At 67.6% G+C, this 15,680-nt stretch carries 25 protein-coding genes; all 25 read left to right on the top strand.

Features of this window, described 5'->3' with window-relative positions; all coding sequences use genetic code 11:
• The 25 genes from fusA to C8046_RS07125 all read left to right on the top strand — a co-directional run bounded on the left by fusA (position 1) and on the right by C8046_RS07125 (position 15,501).
• Positions 1 to 2,103, top strand: coding sequence for an elongation factor G (fusA, locus tag C8046_RS07245; protein ID WP_109228857.1), 2,103 nt, complete (start codon positions 1 to 3; stop codon positions 2,101 to 2,103).
• A gap of 105 nt (positions 2,104 to 2,208) precedes the next feature.
• Complete coding sequence (gene tuf, locus C8046_RS07240) at positions 2,209 to 3,399, top strand: elongation factor Tu (RefSeq protein ID WP_109228856.1); 1,191 nt, start codon at positions 2,209 to 2,211, stop codon at positions 3,397 to 3,399.
• Between the two features lie 477 nt (positions 3,400 to 3,876).
• Positions 3,877 to 4,185, top strand: coding sequence for a 30S ribosomal protein S10 (gene rpsJ, locus C8046_RS07235; RefSeq protein ID WP_109228855.1), 309 nt, complete (start codon positions 3,877 to 3,879; stop codon positions 4,183 to 4,185).
• A gap of 10 nt (positions 4,186 to 4,195) precedes the next feature.
• Positions 4,196 to 4,855, top strand: coding sequence for a 50S ribosomal protein L3 (rplC, locus tag C8046_RS07230; protein ID WP_109228854.1), 660 nt, complete (start codon positions 4,196 to 4,198; stop codon positions 4,853 to 4,855).
• A 2-nt stretch (positions 4,856 to 4,857) separates the two neighbouring features.
• Complete coding sequence (gene rplD / locus C8046_RS07225; protein WP_109228853.1) at positions 4,858 to 5,517, top strand: 50S ribosomal protein L4; 660 nt, start codon at positions 4,858 to 4,860, stop codon at positions 5,515 to 5,517.
• Entirely contained in the window at positions 5,514 to 5,816 is a 303-nt protein-coding gene (gene rplW / locus C8046_RS07220) for a 50S ribosomal protein L23 (protein WP_109228852.1), read from the top strand. The genes rplD and rplW overlap by 4 nt, the downstream gene beginning before the upstream one ends.
• A 29-nt stretch (positions 5,817 to 5,845) precedes the next feature.
• Positions 5,846 to 6,682 carry a 50S ribosomal protein L2 gene (gene rplB / locus C8046_RS07215; protein WP_109228851.1) on the top strand — a complete coding sequence of 279 codons (837 nt, stop codon included), beginning with the start codon at positions 5,846 to 5,848 and terminating at the stop codon, positions 6,680 to 6,682.
• Positions 6,683 to 6,697: 15 nt separating this feature from the next.
• Complete coding sequence (rpsS, locus tag C8046_RS07210) at positions 6,698 to 6,979, top strand: 30S ribosomal protein S19 (RefSeq protein ID WP_109228850.1); 282 nt, start codon at positions 6,698 to 6,700, stop codon at positions 6,977 to 6,979.
• 39 nt (positions 6,980 to 7,018) lie between these two features.
• Positions 7,019 to 7,378, top strand: coding sequence for a 50S ribosomal protein L22 (rplV, locus tag C8046_RS07205; protein ID WP_109228849.1), 360 nt, complete (start codon positions 7,019 to 7,021; stop codon positions 7,376 to 7,378).
• Positions 7,378 to 8,178 carry a 30S ribosomal protein S3 gene (gene rpsC, locus C8046_RS07200; RefSeq protein ID WP_109228848.1) on the top strand — a complete coding sequence of 267 codons (801 nt, stop codon included), beginning with the start codon at positions 7,378 to 7,380 and terminating at the stop codon, positions 8,176 to 8,178. Before rplV ends, rpsC begins: the two co-directional genes overlap by 1 nt.
• A gap of 5 nt (positions 8,179 to 8,183) precedes the next feature.
• Positions 8,184 to 8,603: a 50S ribosomal protein L16 gene (gene rplP / locus C8046_RS07195; RefSeq protein ID WP_109228847.1), complete on the top strand. Its 420-nt coding sequence runs from the start codon at positions 8,184 to 8,186 to the stop codon at positions 8,601 to 8,603.
• Entirely contained in the window at positions 8,603 to 8,842 is a 240-nt protein-coding gene (gene rpmC / locus C8046_RS07190; RefSeq protein ID WP_109228846.1) for a 50S ribosomal protein L29, read from the top strand. Before rplP ends, rpmC begins: the two co-directional genes overlap by 1 nt.
• 8 nt (positions 8,843 to 8,850) lie before the next feature.
• Positions 8,851 to 9,141, top strand: coding sequence for a 30S ribosomal protein S17 (gene rpsQ / locus C8046_RS07185; protein ID WP_199224547.1), 291 nt, complete (start codon positions 8,851 to 8,853; stop codon positions 9,139 to 9,141).
• A 70-nt stretch (positions 9,142 to 9,211) separates the two neighbouring features.
• Positions 9,212 to 9,580, top strand: a complete 369-nt coding sequence (rplN, locus tag C8046_RS07180; RefSeq protein WP_109228844.1) for a 50S ribosomal protein L14 — start codon at positions 9,212 to 9,214, stop codon at positions 9,578 to 9,580.
• Positions 9,581 to 9,583: 3 nt separating this feature from the next.
• Positions 9,584 to 9,931: a 50S ribosomal protein L24 gene (gene rplX / locus C8046_RS07175; protein ID WP_109228843.1), complete on the top strand. Its 348-nt coding sequence runs from the start codon at positions 9,584 to 9,586 to the stop codon at positions 9,929 to 9,931.
• Positions 9,931 to 10,515, top strand: a complete 585-nt coding sequence (rplE, locus tag C8046_RS07170; protein WP_109228842.1) for a 50S ribosomal protein L5 — start codon at positions 9,931 to 9,933, stop codon at positions 10,513 to 10,515. The genes rplX and rplE overlap by 1 nt, the downstream gene beginning before the upstream one ends.
• A gap of 1 nt (position 10,516) precedes the next feature.
• Entirely contained in the window at positions 10,517 to 10,702 is a 186-nt protein-coding gene (locus C8046_RS07165; protein ID WP_109228841.1) for a type Z 30S ribosomal protein S14, read from the top strand.
• Positions 10,703 to 10,770: 68 nt separating this feature from the next.
• Positions 10,771 to 11,169, top strand: coding sequence for a 30S ribosomal protein S8 (rpsH, locus tag C8046_RS07160; protein WP_109228840.1), 399 nt, complete (start codon positions 10,771 to 10,773; stop codon positions 11,167 to 11,169).
• 10 nt (positions 11,170 to 11,179) lie between these two features.
• Positions 11,180 to 11,716 carry a 50S ribosomal protein L6 gene (rplF, locus tag C8046_RS07155; protein WP_109228839.1) on the top strand — a complete coding sequence of 179 codons (537 nt, stop codon included), beginning with the start codon at positions 11,180 to 11,182 and terminating at the stop codon, positions 11,714 to 11,716.
• 2 nt (positions 11,717 to 11,718) lie between these two features.
• Positions 11,719 to 12,096, top strand: coding sequence for a 50S ribosomal protein L18 (gene rplR, locus C8046_RS07150; RefSeq protein ID WP_109228838.1), 378 nt, complete (start codon positions 11,719 to 11,721; stop codon positions 12,094 to 12,096).
• Between the two features lie 31 nt (positions 12,097 to 12,127).
• Positions 12,128 to 12,814 (top strand): 30S ribosomal protein S5, encoded by a 687-nt coding sequence (rpsE, locus tag C8046_RS07145; RefSeq protein ID WP_109228837.1) that lies wholly within the window; start codon positions 12,128 to 12,130, stop codon positions 12,812 to 12,814.
• Entirely contained in the window at positions 12,814 to 12,996 is a 183-nt protein-coding gene (gene rpmD / locus C8046_RS07140) for a 50S ribosomal protein L30 (RefSeq protein ID WP_109228836.1), read from the top strand. The genes rpsE and rpmD overlap by 1 nt, the downstream gene beginning before the upstream one ends.
• A gap of 1 nt (position 12,997) precedes the next feature.
• Entirely contained in the window at positions 12,998 to 13,510 is a 513-nt protein-coding gene (rplO, locus tag C8046_RS07135) for a 50S ribosomal protein L15 (protein ID WP_109228835.1), read from the top strand.
• 108 nt (positions 13,511 to 13,618) lie between these two features.
• On the top strand, positions 13,619 to 14,929 hold the full coding sequence (gene secY / locus C8046_RS07130) for a preprotein translocase subunit SecY (RefSeq protein WP_109228834.1): 1,311 nt from the start codon (positions 13,619 to 13,621) through the stop codon (positions 14,927 to 14,929).
• Positions 14,926 to 15,501, top strand: coding sequence for an adenylate kinase (locus C8046_RS07125; RefSeq protein ID WP_268921362.1), 576 nt, complete (start codon positions 14,926 to 14,928; stop codon positions 15,499 to 15,501). Before secY ends, C8046_RS07125 begins: the two co-directional genes overlap by 4 nt.
• Positions 15,502 to 15,680: the final 179 nt, after the last annotated feature.

Here is a 15,680-nt window from a genome sequence, read left to right as displayed (position 1 = left end):
GTGGCACAGGACGTGCTGACTGACCTCAACAAGGTCCGCAACATCGGCATCATGGCGCACATCGACGCCGGCAAGACCACGACGACCGAGCGGATCCTGTTCTACACCGGCGTCAACTACAAGATCGGCGAGACGCACGACGGCGCCTCGACGACCGACTGGATGGAACAGGAGAAGGAGCGCGGCATCACGATCACGTCGGCCGCCGTGACCTGCTTCTGGAACAAGAACCAGATCAACATCATCGACACCCCCGGTCACGTGGACTTCACGGTCGAGGTCGAGCGCTCCCTGCGCGTGCTCGACGGCGCCGTCGCCGTCTTCGACGGCAAGGAGGGCGTGGAGCCGCAGTCGGAGACCGTCTGGCGTCAGGCCGACAAGTACGACGTCCCGCGCATCTGCTTCGTCAACAAGATGGACAAGCTCGGCGCCGACTTCTACTTCACGGTCGACACCATCGTCTCGCGCCTCGGCGCGAAGCCGCTCGTGATCCAGCTCCCCATCGGTGCCGAGAGCGAGTTCGAGGGTGTCGTCGACCTCGTCGAGATGCGCGCGCTGCTCTGGCGCGGCGAGACCGCGATGGGTGCGAACTACACCGTCGAGGAGATCCCGGCCGAGCTCGCCGAGAAGGCGGACAAGTACCGCGCCGACCTCATCGAGGCCGTGGCCGAGACGAACGACACGCTGCTCGAGAAGTTCCTCGGCGGCGAGGAGCTCACGACCGAGGAGATCAAGGCCGGCATCCGCCAGCTGACGATCACCTCGCAGGCCTACCCGGTGCTGTGCGGCTCGGCGTTCAAGAACAAGGGCGTCCAGCCCATGCTCGACGCCGTCATCGACTACCTCCCCTCGCCGCTCGACGTCCCCGACGTCTTCGGCCACGACGTCCGTGACGAGGAGGTCGTGCTCTCCCGCCCGGCCGCCCTCGACGCGCCGTTCTCGGCCCTGGCGTTCAAGGTCGCGACGCACCCGTTCTTCGGCAAGCTGACGTTCGTGCGCATCTACTCCGGCCGCATCACGCCGGGCGCCCAGGTGCTCAACGCCACCAAGGGCAAGAAGGAGCGCATCGGTAAGCTCTTCCAGATGCACGCCAACAAGGAGATGCCGGTCGAGGAGGCCACCGCCGGTCACATCTACGCCTTCATCGGGCTCAAGGACGTGACCACGGGCGAGACCCTCTGCGACCTGCAGAACCCGATCGTGCTCGAGTCCATGACGTTCCCGGACCCGGTCATCGAGGTGGCCATCGAGCCGAAGACCAAGGGTGACCAGGAGAAGCTGGGTGTCGCCATCCAGAAGCTCGCCGAGGAGGACCCCACCTTCCAGGTCATGCTCGACCAGGAGACCGGCCAGACCGTCATCAAGGGCATGGGCGAGCTCCACCTCGACATCCTCGTCGACCGCATGCGTCGCGAGTTCCACGTCGAGGCCAACGTCGGCAAGCCGCAGGTGGCCTACCGCGAGACCATCCGCCGCAAGGTGGAGAAGGTCGACTACACCCACAAGAAGCAGACGGGTGGTTCCGGCCAGTTCGCCAAGGTCCAGGTGACCTTCGAGCCGCTGGAGTCCGAGGACGGCGAGCTGTACGAGTTCGTCAACGCCGTCACCGGTGGTCGCGTCCCGCGCGAGTACATCCCGAGCGTCGACGCCGGAATCCAGGACGCGCTGAGCGCCGGCGTGCTCGCCGGCTTCCCGATGGTCGGCGTCAAGGCGTCGCTCACGGACGGCGCGTACCACGACGTCGACTCCTCGGAGATGGCGTTCAAGATCGCCGGTTCCATGGTCGCGAAGGAGGGCTTCCGCAAGGCGGACCCGGTCATCCTCGAGCCGATCATGGACGTCGAGGTGCGGACGCCCGAGGAGTACATGGGCGACGTCATCGGCGACCTCAACTCGCGACGTGGCATGATCCAGTCGATGAACGACGCGAGCGGGGTTAAGGTTATCCGCGCACTGGTGCCGTTGTCGGAGCTGTTCGGCTACATCGGCGACCTGCGGTCGAAGACCCAGGGTCGCGCCGTGTACTCGATGCAGTTCAGCAACTACGCCGAGGTTCCTCGGAACGTTGCCGAGGAGATCATCAAGAAGACCCGGGGCGAGTAGTCCCACTGGTCGACCCCAGCAGTACAAGACCCATCAGACCGTAGGACACCGCCCCAGGAAACGCCCTGAACGGCGAACGACTACCGAGTTCCAGGAGGAACCACAGTGGCTAAGGCCAAGTTCGAGCGGACCAAGCCCCACGTCAACATCGGCACGATCGGCCACGTTGACCACGGCAAGACGACGCTCACCGCTGCCATCTCCAAGGTCCTGCACGACAAGTACCCGGACCTGAACCCCTTCACGCCGTTCGACGAGATCGACAAGGCGCCCGAGGAGAAGCAGCGCGGCATCACGATCAACATCGCGCACGTCGAGTACCAGACGGAGGCGCGTCACTACGCCCACGTCGACGCGCCCGGTCACGCCGACTACATCAAGAACATGATCACGGGTGCGGCGCAGATGGACGGCGCCATCCTGGTCGTGGCTGCGACCGACGGCCCCATGGCCCAGACGCGTGAGCACGTCCTGCTCGCCAAGCAGGTCGGCGTGCCGTACCTGCTCGTCGCGCTCAACAAGTCCGACATGGTCGACGACGAGGAGATCCTCGAGCTCGTCGAGATGGAGGTCCGTGAGCTGCTGTCCTCGCAGGGCTTCGACGGCGACGAGGCCCCCGTGGTCCGCGTCTCCGGCCTGAAGGCCCTCGAGGGTGACCCGGAGTGGGTCGCCACCGTCGAGGCGCTCATGAACGCCGTGGACGAGTCCGTCCCGACGCCCGAGCGCGACATGGACAAGCCGTTCCTCATGCCGATCGAGGACGTCTTCACGATCACCGGTCGTGGCACCGTCGTGACCGGCAAGGTCGAGCGCGGCAAGCTCCCGATCAACTCGGAGGTCGAGATCGTCGGCATCCGCGACGCCCAGAAGACCACGGTCACGGGCATCGAGATGTTCCACAAGCAGATGGACGAGGCGTGGGCCGGCGAGAACTGTGGCCTCCTGCTCCGCGGCATCAAGCGCGAGGACGTCGAGCGCGGCCAGGTCGTCGTGAAGCCGGGCACCAACACGCCCCACACCAACTTCGAGGGCCAGGTCTACATCCTGTCCAAGTCGGAGGGTGGGCGTGACAACCCGTTCTACTCGAACTACCGCCCGCAGTTCTACTTCCGCACCACGGACGTCACGGGCGTCATCACGCTGCCCGAGGGCACGGACATGGTCCTGCCGGGTGACAACACCGAGATGTCGGTCGAGCTCATCCAGCCGATCGCCATGGAGGAGGGCCTCGGCTTCGCCATCCGCGAGGGCGGCCGGACCATCGGTTCGGGCAAGGTCACCAAGATCATCAAGTGATCCCCCCCGCGCGAGCGGGAAGCGGTGAGCTGATCCACGAGGGCCCGGGAGCATCTGCTCCCGGGCCCTCGTGCGTACCCGGGGGAGAGGCCTCTGGCGGCGCCCGGGGGAGCGGGGCCGGCGTGACCGGACCCACAACCCGGCCCGGTTGGCCAGATCCCGCCCTCTGTGGCAGACTGTCCAGGTTGCCTCGTGGAAACGAGACTCGTGCGTGCGCGCCCAGCGTGCAGACGGCGAGCTACCGGTGAAATCCGGGCGCTTGTCGCTGCTCTCAGAGCGCCGCGCTCGGGATCCGATCCCGGCAGCCATCGCGGTCCGCCTCCCTCTCGGGGGGCGGGAGCACAGACCCCGACTCGAGTACCGACTCGCAGCAGCACGCGAGTGCGCCGCCCGGGTACGTCGCCTCAGCGACACGCCCGAGCGCGGGGGTCGGTCAGCAGTTCACGAGCGGTAACGACGAGAGAGAGTCAGACAGCTATGGCGGGACAGAAGATCCGCATCCGGCTGAAGTCCTATGACCACGAGGTCATCGACAGCTCGGCGCGCAAGATCGTCGACACGGTGACTCGTGCCGGTGCAACGGTGGTCGGCCCCGTGCCGCTGCCGACGGAGAAGAACGTGTACTGCGTGATTCGTTCTCCGCACAAGTACAAGGACAGCCGCGACCACTTCGAGATGCGCACGCACAAGCGCCTCATCGACATCATCGACCCGACGCCGAAGGCCGTCGACTCGCTCATGCGACTCGACCTTCCGGCGGACGTCAACATCGAGATCAAGCTCTGAGGATCCGACCATGACTTCCACAACCACAAGCCCCGCCGTGACGGCGCTGCTCGGGACGAAGCTCGGCATGACCCAGGTCTGGGACGACGCCGGCAAGCTCGTCCCGGTGACGGTCGTCCGCGTCGGCACCAACGTGGTCTCGGCTGTTCGTACGCAGGAGATCGACGGCTACTCCGCCGTCCAGCTCGCGTTCGGCCAGATCGACCCGCGCAAGGTGACGCAGCCCCTCAAGGGCCACTTCGCGAAGGCCGGCGTCACGCCGCGCCGCCACGTCGTCGAGATCCGTACGGAGCACGTCTCCGACTTCGCCCCGGGCCAGGAGCTCACCGCGGAGGCCTTCGAGGCCGGCGCCAAGATCGACGTCATCGGTACCACCAAGGGCAAGGGCACCGCCGGTGTCATGAAGCGCCACGGCTTCCACGGAGTCGGCGCGTCCCACGGTGCACACCGCAACCACCGCAAGCCCGGCTCGATCGGTGGCGCCTCGACGCCGTCGCGCGTGTTCAAGGGCATGAAGATGGCTGGTCGCATGGGTCACGCCCGCAAGACCATCCAGAACCTGACGATCCACTCCGTGGACGTCGCTGCCGGCCTGCTGCTGGTCGCGGGCCCCGTGCCCGGACCCAAGGGCTCGCTCGTCGTCGTCCGCACCGCCGTGAAGGGGGCGTGACCATGACCTCCATCGACGTCATCGACGCCACGGGCAAGAAGACCGGCACCGCCGAGCTTCCCGCCCAGGTCTTCGACGTGACCACCAACGTGCCGCTGATCCACCAGGTCGTCGTGGCGCAGCTCGCCGCGGCCCGCCAGGGCACGCACAAGACCAAGACGCGGGCCGAGGTCCGTGGTGGCGGTCGCAAGCCGTACAAGCAGAAGGGCACCGGCCGCGCCCGTCAGGGTTCGACCCGCGCTCCTCAGTTCGCCGGCGGTGGCGTGGTCCACGGACCGCAGCCGCGCGACTACAGCCAGCGCACCCCCAAGAAGATGAAGGCCGCCGCCCTGCGTGGCGCCCTCTCCGACCGGGCTCGCGCCGGCCGTGTCCACGTGGTCTCCGACCTCGTGCTGGAGACGCCCTCGACGAAGGTCGCCCTCTCGGCGATCCGTTCGGCGACGTCGGCCCGCCGCATCCTCGCGGTGGTCTCCCGGAACGAGGACGCCGCCTGGCTGAGCCTGCGGAACGTCGTCGAGGTCCACCTCGTCACGCCCGACCAGCTGAACACCTACGACGTCCTCGTCAACGACGACGTCGTGTTCACCTCGTCGGCGCTCGAGGCCTTCCTCGTCAACTCCGGCCAGTACGCCACGCCCACCTCCGAGGAGGACGCCAAGTGAGCGCCATCGGCAAGGACCCGCGCGACATCCTGCTCGCGCCGGTCGTCTCCGAGAAGAGCTACAGCCTGCTCGACGCGGGCAAGTACACCTTCCTCGTTCACCCCGACGCCAACAAGACCGAGATCAAGATCGCGGTCGAGCAGGTCTTCGGGGTCAAGGTTGCCGACGTCAACACGATGAACCGGCAGGGCAAGACCCGCCGCACTCGTGTCGGCACCGGCAAGCGCAAGGACACCAAGCGCGCGATCATCACGCTGCGCGAGGGCTCGATCGACATCTTCGGTGGTCCGGTCTCCTGACCGGCACCGATGGGATGAGGACCTAGATCATGGGAATCCGTAAGTACAAGCCGACGACGCCGGGCCGGCGCGGTTCGTCCGTCGCCGACTTCGTCGAGATCACCCGGTCGACGCCTGAGAAGTCGCTCGTGCGCCCGCTCAGCAAGACCGGCGGTCGTAACTCGACCGGTCGCATCACCACCCGCCACAAGGGTGGTGGCCACAAGCGCGCCTACCGCGTGATCGACTTCCGTCGTCACGACAAGGACGGCGTGCCCGCCAAGGTCGCTCACATCGAGTACGACCCCAACCGCACGGCGCGCATCGCGCTGCTGCACTACGCCGACGGCGAGAAGCGCTACATCATCGCGCCGAACAAGCTCGGTCAGGGTGACCCGATCGAGCAGGGCCCGGGCGCGGACATCAAGCCCGGCAACAACCTGCCGCTGCGCAACATCCCCACGGGTACGGTCATCCACGCCGTGGAGCTCCGTCCCGGTGGCGGTGCGAAGATCGCGCGCTCGGCCGGTGTGTCGGTGCAGCTCGTCGCCAAGGACGGCCCCTACGCGCAGCTGCGCATGCCGTCCGGCGAGATCCGCAACGTCGACGTGCGCTGCCGCGCCACGGTCGGCGAGGTCGGCAACGCCGAGCAGTCGAACATCAACTGGGGCAAGGCCGGCCGCATGCGCTGGAAGGGCAAGCGCCCGACCGTCCGTGGTGTCGCCATGAACCCGGTCGACCACCCCCACGGTGGTGGAGAGGGCAAGACCTCCGGTGGACGCCACCCGGTCAGCCCCTGGGGTCAGGCCGAGGGCCGCACCCGTCGTCCGGGCAAGCCGAGCGACAAGCTCATCGTGCGCCGTCGGCGTACCGGCAAGAAGCGCTGATAGGGAGTACGAAGCATGCCTCGCAGCCTGAAGAAGGGCCCCTTCGTCGACGGACACCTCCAGAAGAAGGTGGACGTCCAGAACGAGAAGGGCACCAAGAACGTCATCAAGACGTGGTCGCGCCGCTCGATGATCACGCCGGAGTTCCTCGGCCACACCTTCGCGGTGCACGACGGCCGGAAGCACGTCCCGGTCTTCGTCACCGAGTCGATGGTCGGACACAAGCTCGGAGAGTTTGCGCCGACCCGTACGTACCGTGGACACGACAAGGACGACCGTAAGGCTCGTCGCCGCTGACGCGGTGACGAACTGACGGTCCCAGAAAAGGACAGACACATGGAAGCCAAGGCGCAGGTGCGGTATCTCCGCGTCACGCCCCAGAAGGCTCGCCGCGTCGTGGACACCATCCGTGGCAAGCGAGCCGAGGAGGCAGTTGCCCTGCTCGGGTTCGCCCCGCAGGCCGCCGCTGTCGACGTGCGCAAGCTCGTCGCCAGCGCGATCGCGAACGCTCGTGTGAAGGCCGACGCCGCGAGCGTCCGGTTCGACCCGAGCGAGCTGTTCATCGCGGAGGCGTACGTGGACGAGGGCCCGACGCTCAAGCGGATCCGTCCGCGTGCCCAGGGGCGCGCAGCGCGCGTCCTCAAGCGCACCAGCCACATCACTGTGATCGTGGCGCCGAAGGAAGGGGCTCGCTGATGGGCCAGAAGGTCAACCCGCTCGGGTTCCGGCTCGGCATCACGACCGAGCACCGTTCCAAGTGGTTCGCCGACTCGACCAAGCCGGGTCAGCGCTACCGCGACTACGTCCGCGAGGACGTCGAGATCCGTCGTCTGATGTCGGCGGGCCTCGAGCGCGCCGGCGTCTCGAAGGTGCAGATCGAGCGCACCCGTGACCGCGTGCACGTCACGCTCCACACCGCTCGTCCCGGCATCGTCATCGGCCGTCGTGGCGCGGAGGCGGACCGCCTGCGCGGTGAGCTCGAGAAGCTCACCGGCAAGCAGGTCACGCTGAACATCCACGAGGTCAAGAACCCCGAGCTCGACGCCCAGCTCGTGGCGCAGGGCATCGCCGAGCAGCTCGCCAGCCGTGTCGCGTTCCGTCGCGCCATGCGCAAGGGCATGCAGTCTGCTCAGCGTGCCGGTGCCAAGGGCATCCGGGTGCAGTGCTCGGGCCGTCTCGGCGGCGCCGAGATGAGCCGCAAGGAGTTCTACCGCGAGGGCCGTGTGCCGCTGCACACGCTTCGCGCGAACATCGACTACGGCTTCTTCGAGGCTCGCACGACCTTCGGCCGCATCGGCGTGAAGGTGTGGATCTACAAGGGCGACATGACCGAGCGCGAGTACGCGGCCCAGGAGGCCGGCGCGCCGGCCCGTGGCCGTGGCCCGCGTCCGGACCGTGGTGACCGCAACGACCGCCCCCGTGGCCGTCGTGACGAGTCCGCCGCTCCGGCTGCTGCTGAGGCTCCGGCCGCTGTCGCCACCGGAACGGAGGCCTGACACCGATGCTGATCCCCAGGCGGACCAAGCACCGCAAGCAGCACCACCCCAAGCGTCGCGGCGCCGCCACCGGTGGCACCTCGATCGCGTTCGGCGAGTTCGGCATCCAGGCGGTCGAGGGTGGATACCTCACCAACCGCCAGATCGAGTCCGCGCGTATCGCCATGACCCGTCACATCAAGCGTGGTGGAAAGGTGTGGATCAACATCTACCCCGACCGCCCGCTGACCAAGAAGCCCGCCGAGACCCGCATGGGTTCCGGTAAGGGTTCCGTGGAGTGGTGGATCGCCAACATCAAGCCGGGTCGCGTTCTCTTCGAGCTCGCCGGCGTTCCTGAGCCGCTGGCTCGCGAGGCCATGCGTCGCGCCCAGCACAAGCTTCCGATGAAGACCCGCTTCGTGCGGCGCGAGGGTGGTGACATCTGATGGCAGTGGGTTCGAAGGACCTGCAGACGTCCGAGCTGGACGGTTTCGACGACGAGCGACTCGTCGCCGAGCTGCGCAAGGCCAAGGACGAGCTGTTCCACCTGCGGTTCGCCTCGGCGACCGGCCAGCTGGAGAGCCACGGTCGACTCAAGGAAGTCAAGCGCGACATCGCCCGGATCTACACGGTCCTGCGTGAGCGCGAGCTCGGGATCCGTACCGCCCCGACGAGCGTGAAGTGAGCGAGACTATGAGCAAGGAAGCTGCGGCTGAGGCCGTGACCGACGAGCAGCGGCCCTACCGCAAGACGCGCCAGGGCTACGTCGTCAGCGACAAGATGGACAAGACCGTCGTGGTCGAGCTGGAGGACCGGGTCAAGCACCCGCTCTACGGCAAGGTCATCCGGCGCACCATCAAGGTGAAGGCGCACGACGAAGTTTCCGTCGCGGGCGTCGGAGACCTCGTTCTCATCATGGAGACGCGGCCGCTGTCCGCCACCAAGCGGTGGCGCGTGGTCGAGGTCATCGAGAAGGCACGCTGACCACCAGTAATTATCCGTTCGGCCAGGCCCGGCACATGCCGAGAACCGGCACGACGACAGGAGCAGGTTCATGATTCAGCAGGAGTCGCGACTCAAGGTCGCCGACAACACGGGTGCCAAGGAGATTCTCTGCATCCGCGTTCTCGGTGGCTCTGGGCGTCGCTACGCCGGCATCGGTGACGTCATCGTCGCCACCGTCAAGGACGCCATCCCCGGCGGCAACGTCAAGAAGGGCGATGTCGTCAAGGCGGTCATCGTGCGCACCCGCAAGGAGCGCCGACGTCCCGACGGTTCGTACATCCGGTTCGACGAGAACGCAGCCGTCATCCTCAAGCAGGACGGCGAGCCCCGTGGAACCCGCATCTTCGGCCCGGTGGGCCGCGAGCTGCGTGACAAGAAGTTCATGCGCATCGTGTCGCTCGCCCCGGAGGTGATCTGAGTTATGGCGAAGATCAAGAAGGGCGACCTCGTCGTCGTGATCTCCGGCAGCCGCGCTGACCGTGGCAAGCAGGGCCGCGTTCTCGAGGTGTTCACGGAGACCAACCGTGTCGTCGTCGAGGGCATCAAGCGCGTCACGAAGCACACCAAGGTGTCGCAGTCGCAGCGCGGCAGCCGCACGGGTGGCATCGAGACCGTCGAGGCCCCCATCCACATCAGCAACGTGATGCTGGTCGACCCGGAGTCCAAGAAGGGCACCCGGGTGGGCTACCGCACCGAGGAAGTCGAGCGCGACGGCCGCAAGCGTACGGTCCGCGTCCGCATCGCCAAGCGCTCCGGTAAGGACGTGTGATGACCGAGACCATTGAGACCACCGAGGTGGCGGAGAAGGTCCTGCCGCGCCTGAAGTCGCGCTACCGCGAGGAGATCGTCCCCGCGCTGCGCGAGGAGTTCAGCTACGCGAACGTCAACCAGGTTCCCGGCCTCGTGAAGGTCGTCGTGAACATGGGTGTCGGTGACGCCGCTCGCGACTCCAAGCTGATCGAGGGCGCGATCCGCGACCTCTCGCTCATCACGGGTCAGAAGCCGCAGGTCACCAAGGCTCGCAAGTCCATCGCGCAGTTCAAGCTCCGCGAGGGCCAGCCGATCGGCGCGCACACCACGCTCCGCGGTGACCGCATGTGGGAGTTCGTGGACCGTCTGGTCTCGATCGCCCTCCCGCGCATCCGTGACTTCCGTGGTCTGTCGCCGAAGCAGTTCGACGGCAACGGGAACTACACGTTCGGTCTCACGGAGCAGGCGATGTTCCACGAGATCGACCAGGACTCGATCGACCGCGTCCGCGGCATGGACATCACGGTCGTGACGTCCGCGCTCACCAACGACGAGGGTCGGTCGCTCCTGCGCCACCTCGGCTTCCCGTTCAAGGAGAACTGACATGGCGAAGACCGCCCTGGTGCAGAAGGCCGCCGGCAAGCAGAAGTTCGCCGTCCGTGGCTACACGCGGTGCAACCGCTGCGGGCGTCCCCGCTCGGTCTACCGCAAGTTCGGCCTGTGCCGCATCTGCCTGCGTGAGATGGCCCTCGCCGGCCAGCTCCCGGGCATCACCAAGAGCAGCTGGTAACAACTACGCCGCAGGTCCTCACCCCTGACGGGGTGGGGGAAACCACGGCGAGGAAGGGCTGAAGCCCGATGACGATGACAGACCCCATCGCAGACATGCTCACGCGTCTGCGTAACGCGAACTCCGCGTACCACGAGACGGTCAAGATGCCGTACTCGAAGCTCAAGTCGCACATTGCCGAGATCCTCCAGGCGGAGGGCTACATCGCGGGATGGAGCGAGGAGGAGGCCGAGGTCGGCAAGACCCTCGTGCTGAACCTCAAGTTCGGCCCGCAGCGCGAGCGTTCGCTCGCCGGCATCCGCCGCATCTCCAAGCCCGGTCTCCGGGTGTACGCCAAGTCCACGAACCTGCCCCAGGTGCTCGGCGGCCTGGGCGTGGCGATCCTGTCCACGTCCTCCGGTCTGCTCACCGACCGTCAGGCTGCCAAGAAGGGCGTGGGTGGGGAAGTCCTCGCCTACGTCTGGTAAGGGAGGAACCATGTCCCGCATTGGGAAGATCCCCGTTGTGGTCCCGGCAGCCGTCGACGTCTCGCTCGCAGAGCGTGTTGTCACGGTCAAGGGCCCCAAGGGAACGCTGACGCACTCCATCCCGGCCCCGATCGAGGTGGATCACACCGAGGGAACCCTCGTGGTGACGCGTCCGAACGACGAGCGCGCCTCGCGCTCGCTCCACGGCCTGACCCGCACGCTGCTCGCGAACCTGATCATCGGTGTCACCGATGGCTACGAGAAGAAGCTCGAGATCGTCGGCACCGGTTACCGCGTGGTGGCCAAGGGCAGCGCCCTCGAGTTCGCACTCGGCTTCAGCCACCCGGTCACGGTGACGGCCCCCGAGGGCATCACGTTCGCCGTCGAGTCGCCCACCAAGTTCTCGGTGGCCGGCATCGACAAGCAGCAGGTCGGCGAGGTCGCCGCCAACATTCGGAAGATCCGCAAGCCTGAGCCCTACAAGGGCAAGGGCGTGCGGTACGCGGGCGAGCAGGTCCGTCGCAAGGTCGGAAAGGCTGGTAAGTAGCCATGGCGATCTCCATCAAGTCGGCTGGAAAGTCGACGGTGAAGGCCCGTAAGCGCCGTCACCTGCGGATCCGCAAGCGTCTCGTCGGTTCGGCGGAGCGTCCGCGCCTCGTCGTCACCCGGTCGGCGCGACACATCGTCGCGCAGATCGTCGACGACTCCACGGGCACCACGATCGCCTCGGCGTCGACGCTCGAGGCGGACCTCCGCGCCAGCACGGACGTCAAGGTCGACAAGGCCAAGGTCGTCGGTGGCCTAGTCGCCAAGCGCGCTGTCGCCGCGGGCGTCACCACCGTGGTCTTCGACCGCGGCGGTAACGCCTACCACGGCCGCGTCGCCGCCGTCGCTGACGGCGCCCGCGAGGGAGGCCTGTCCCTGTGATGACCTTCCGCAAGCACGAGAGGAACAGCTGATGGCTGCACCGCAGCGCACCAGGACCGCTGGGGCCCCGGCCACCGGTGGTAACGAGAACGACCGCGGCAACGCCCGCGGTGGCGACCGCCGCGGCGGCGGTGACCGTCGCGGTGACCGCGGCGGCCGCGAGCCCGAGCGCAGCCAGTTCGTCGAGCGCATCGTCACGATCAACCGTGTCGCCAAGGTCGTGAAGGGTGGTCGTCGCTTCAGCTTCACCGCCCTCGTGGTCGTCGGTGACGGCGACGGCACGGTCGGCGTCGGCTACGGCAAGGCCAAGGAAGTTCCGGCCGCCATCGCCAAGGGTGTGGAGGAGGCGAAGAAGAACTTCTTCCGCGTCCCCCGCATCGGCAGCACCATCCCGCACCAGGTGCAGGGTGAGGCCGCGGCAGGCGTCGTCCTCCTCCGTCCCGCCTCGCCGGGTACCGGGGTCATCGCGGGCGGTCCCGTCCGCGCGGTCCTGGACTGCGCCGGCATCCACGACGTCCTGAGCAAGTCGCTCGGCTCGTCCAACGCCATCAACATCGTCCACGCGACGGTGGAGGCGCTGCGCTCGCTCGAGCAGCCCGAGGCCGTGGCGGCACGCCGTGGTCTTCCGCTCGAGGACGTCGTCCCCGCGCCGCTGCTCCGTGCCCAGGCGAACGCCCGGGCCGAGGCTGTCGCGAAGATCCAGGCGGGGGTGGCGTGATGGCTCAGCTCCAGGTCACCCAGACCCGGTCCGCCATCGGCGGCAAGCAGAACCAGCGTGAGACGCTGCGCACCCTCGGCCTCGGCAAGATCGGCCGTGTCACGGTCCGTGAGGACAACGCCCAGGTGCGCGGCATGATCCAGGTCGTCAACCACCTGGTGAAGGTCGAGGAGGTCGACTGACATGGCAGAGGCCAAGAAGAGCACCACGAGCAAGGCCACGGCCGAGGAGAAGGAGGTGACCCCGGCGTCCCGCACGCTGCGGGTGCACCACCTCCGTCCCGCCCCGGGCTCCCACACCCGCAAGACCCGCGTGGGTCGCGGTGAGGGCTCGAAGGGTAAGACCGCCGGACGTGGTACCAAGGGCACGAAGGCCCGGTACCAGGTTCCCGCCGGTTTCGAGGGCGGACAGATGCCGATGCACATGCGTCTGCCGAAGCTCCGTGGATTCACCAACCCGTTCCGCACCGAGTACCAGGTCGTGAACCTGGACAAGCTCGCCGTGCTGTTCCCCGAGGGCGGCACCGTCACGGTGGACGACCTCGTGGCAGCGGGGGCCGTGCGTCCCAACCGTCCGGTCAAGGTGCTCGGCACCGGCGACCTGGGCGGCGTGAAGCTCGACATCACCGTCGAGCGCTTCTCCACCAGCGCGAAGGACAAGATCCTCGCCGCCGGCGGAACCGCAACGCAGGCCTGACCACACCGGGTGGCGACGTAGAGTCTCTACGTCGCCACCCGTTGTCGTCTCTCGCCCCCGCGCGCCCGCGCGCGCGGCGGGGTCTGCCCCTTTTGACCTGGAGGAAGAGTGCTAGGCGCATTCGCTCAGGCGTTCCGCACGCCCGATCTGCGGCGGAAGCTGCTGTTCACCATGGGGATCATCGCGATCTTCCGACTCGGCTCGTTCGTCCCCAGCCCCGGGGTGAACTACGGCAACGTCCAGATCTGCGTGTCGCAGTCCGCCGACAACGACATCCTCGGTCTGATCAACCTGTTCTCGGGCGGTGCGCTGCTCCAGCTGTCGGTGTTCGCGCTCGGGATCATGCCGTACATCACGGCGAGCATCATCGTGCAGCTGCTGCGCGTGGTCATCCCTCGCTTCGAGGCGCTCCACAAGGAGGGACAGTCGGGGACGGCGAAGCTGACGCAGTACACGCGCTACCTCACCATCTTCCTGGCGGTCCTCCAGGCCACCACGATCGTCACCACGGCCCGCACCGGCGTGCTGTTCGGCGGTTGCGGCGCAGCCGACTCGGCGAGCCCCGTCATCGCTGACGACAGCGTCGTGACGATCCTGCTGACGATCCTCACGATGACCGCCGGCACGGGCCTCGTCATGTGGCTCGCCGAGCTCGTCACCGAGCGTGGCGTCGGCAACGGCATGTCGCTCCTCATCTTCATCTCCATCGCCGCGAGCTTCCCCGCCGCGCTGTGGAGCATCACGCAGGCGCAGGACGGTCTGACGAAGTTCGCGATCGTCATCGCGCTCGCCATCGTCCTCATCGTCGCGGTCGTGTTCGTCGAGCAGTCGCAGCGCCGCATCCCGGTGCAGTACGCCAAGCGCATGGTCGGCCGCCGCACGTACGGCGGCACGAGCACGTACATCCCGATCAAGATCAACATGGCCGGTGTGATCCCGGTGATCTTCGCGTCCTCGATCCTCGCGCTCCCGACGCTGGTGGCGCAGTTCGGCGACCAGACCGAGCCGTGGGTGCAGTGGATCATCGCGAACCTCGCGGACCCGGGCGCGCCGCTCTACATCGCGATCTTCGCGCTGATGATCCTGTTCTTCGCGTTCTTCTACACGTCGATCACGTTCAACCCGGACGAGACCGCCGACAACATGAAGCGTTACGGCGGCTTCGTCCCCGGCTACCGGGCCGGGCGCCCGACGGCGGAGTACCTGCGCTACGTGGTCAACCGCGTGACGTCGGCCGGTGCCGTCTACCTGCTCCTCGTCGCCCTCATCCCGACCATCGCCTTCGTGCTCCTCGGGGTTTCGACGTCGATCCCGTTCGGCGGCACGTCGCTGCTGATCATCGTGGGTGTCGGGCTCGAGACCGTGAAGCAGATCGACAGCCAGCTCCAGCAGCGTCACTACGAGGGGATCCTCAAGTGACGCGCCTGGTGATCATGGGCCCGCAGGGCTCGGGCAAGGGCACCCAGGCGGCACGCGTCGCCGAGGCGCTCGGCGTGCCGGCCATCTCCACGGGCGACATCTTCCGGGCGAACATCGCCGGCGGGACGGAGCTGGGGAACCTGGCCCGGTCGTACACCGACCGCGGCGAGCTGGTCCCCGACGCCGTCACCAACGACATGGTGCGCGACCGTCTCGCGCAGGAGGACGCCGCCGGCGGCTTCCTGCTGGACGGGTACCCGCGCAACGCCGCCCAGGTGGACGAGCTCGACGCGATCCTCGCCGAGCACGGCGTCGCCCTGGACGGCGTCGTCGAGCTCGCCGTCGAGGAGGAGGAGCTGCTGGAGCGCCTCACCAGGCGTGCGGCGACCGAGGGTCGGGCCGACGACAACGACGAGGCCATCCGTCGTCGCCTCGCCGTCTACGCCGAGCAGACCGCCCCGCTGGCGCACGCCTACGCGGCGCGCGGCATCCACGTGCAGGTCGCCGGCTCCGGCGACCTCGACGCCATCACGGCGTCGATCCTCGAGGCCGTCGCCTCGCTCACGAACTAGGCGGCGCGACGGCGGGGGAGACCCCGCCCGACGTCGTCCGCCCGCCGGCGCCCCCGGTGGGCGACCACGGTGGTCGAGGGCCCGCGCGACATCGCGTATGATGTCTCGTTGGGTCTGCGCTCGCGCGCATCTCGACCCCGCACGGCAGCTCGGGTCACCGCGCCGCCGGCACCATCAGC

The organism is Serinibacter arcticus, from assembly GCF_003121705.1.
Taxonomy (GTDB): domain Bacteria; phylum Actinomycetota; class Actinomycetes; order Actinomycetales; family Beutenbergiaceae; genus Litorihabitans.
This window is presented reverse-complemented; position numbering and strand designations above follow the sequence as displayed.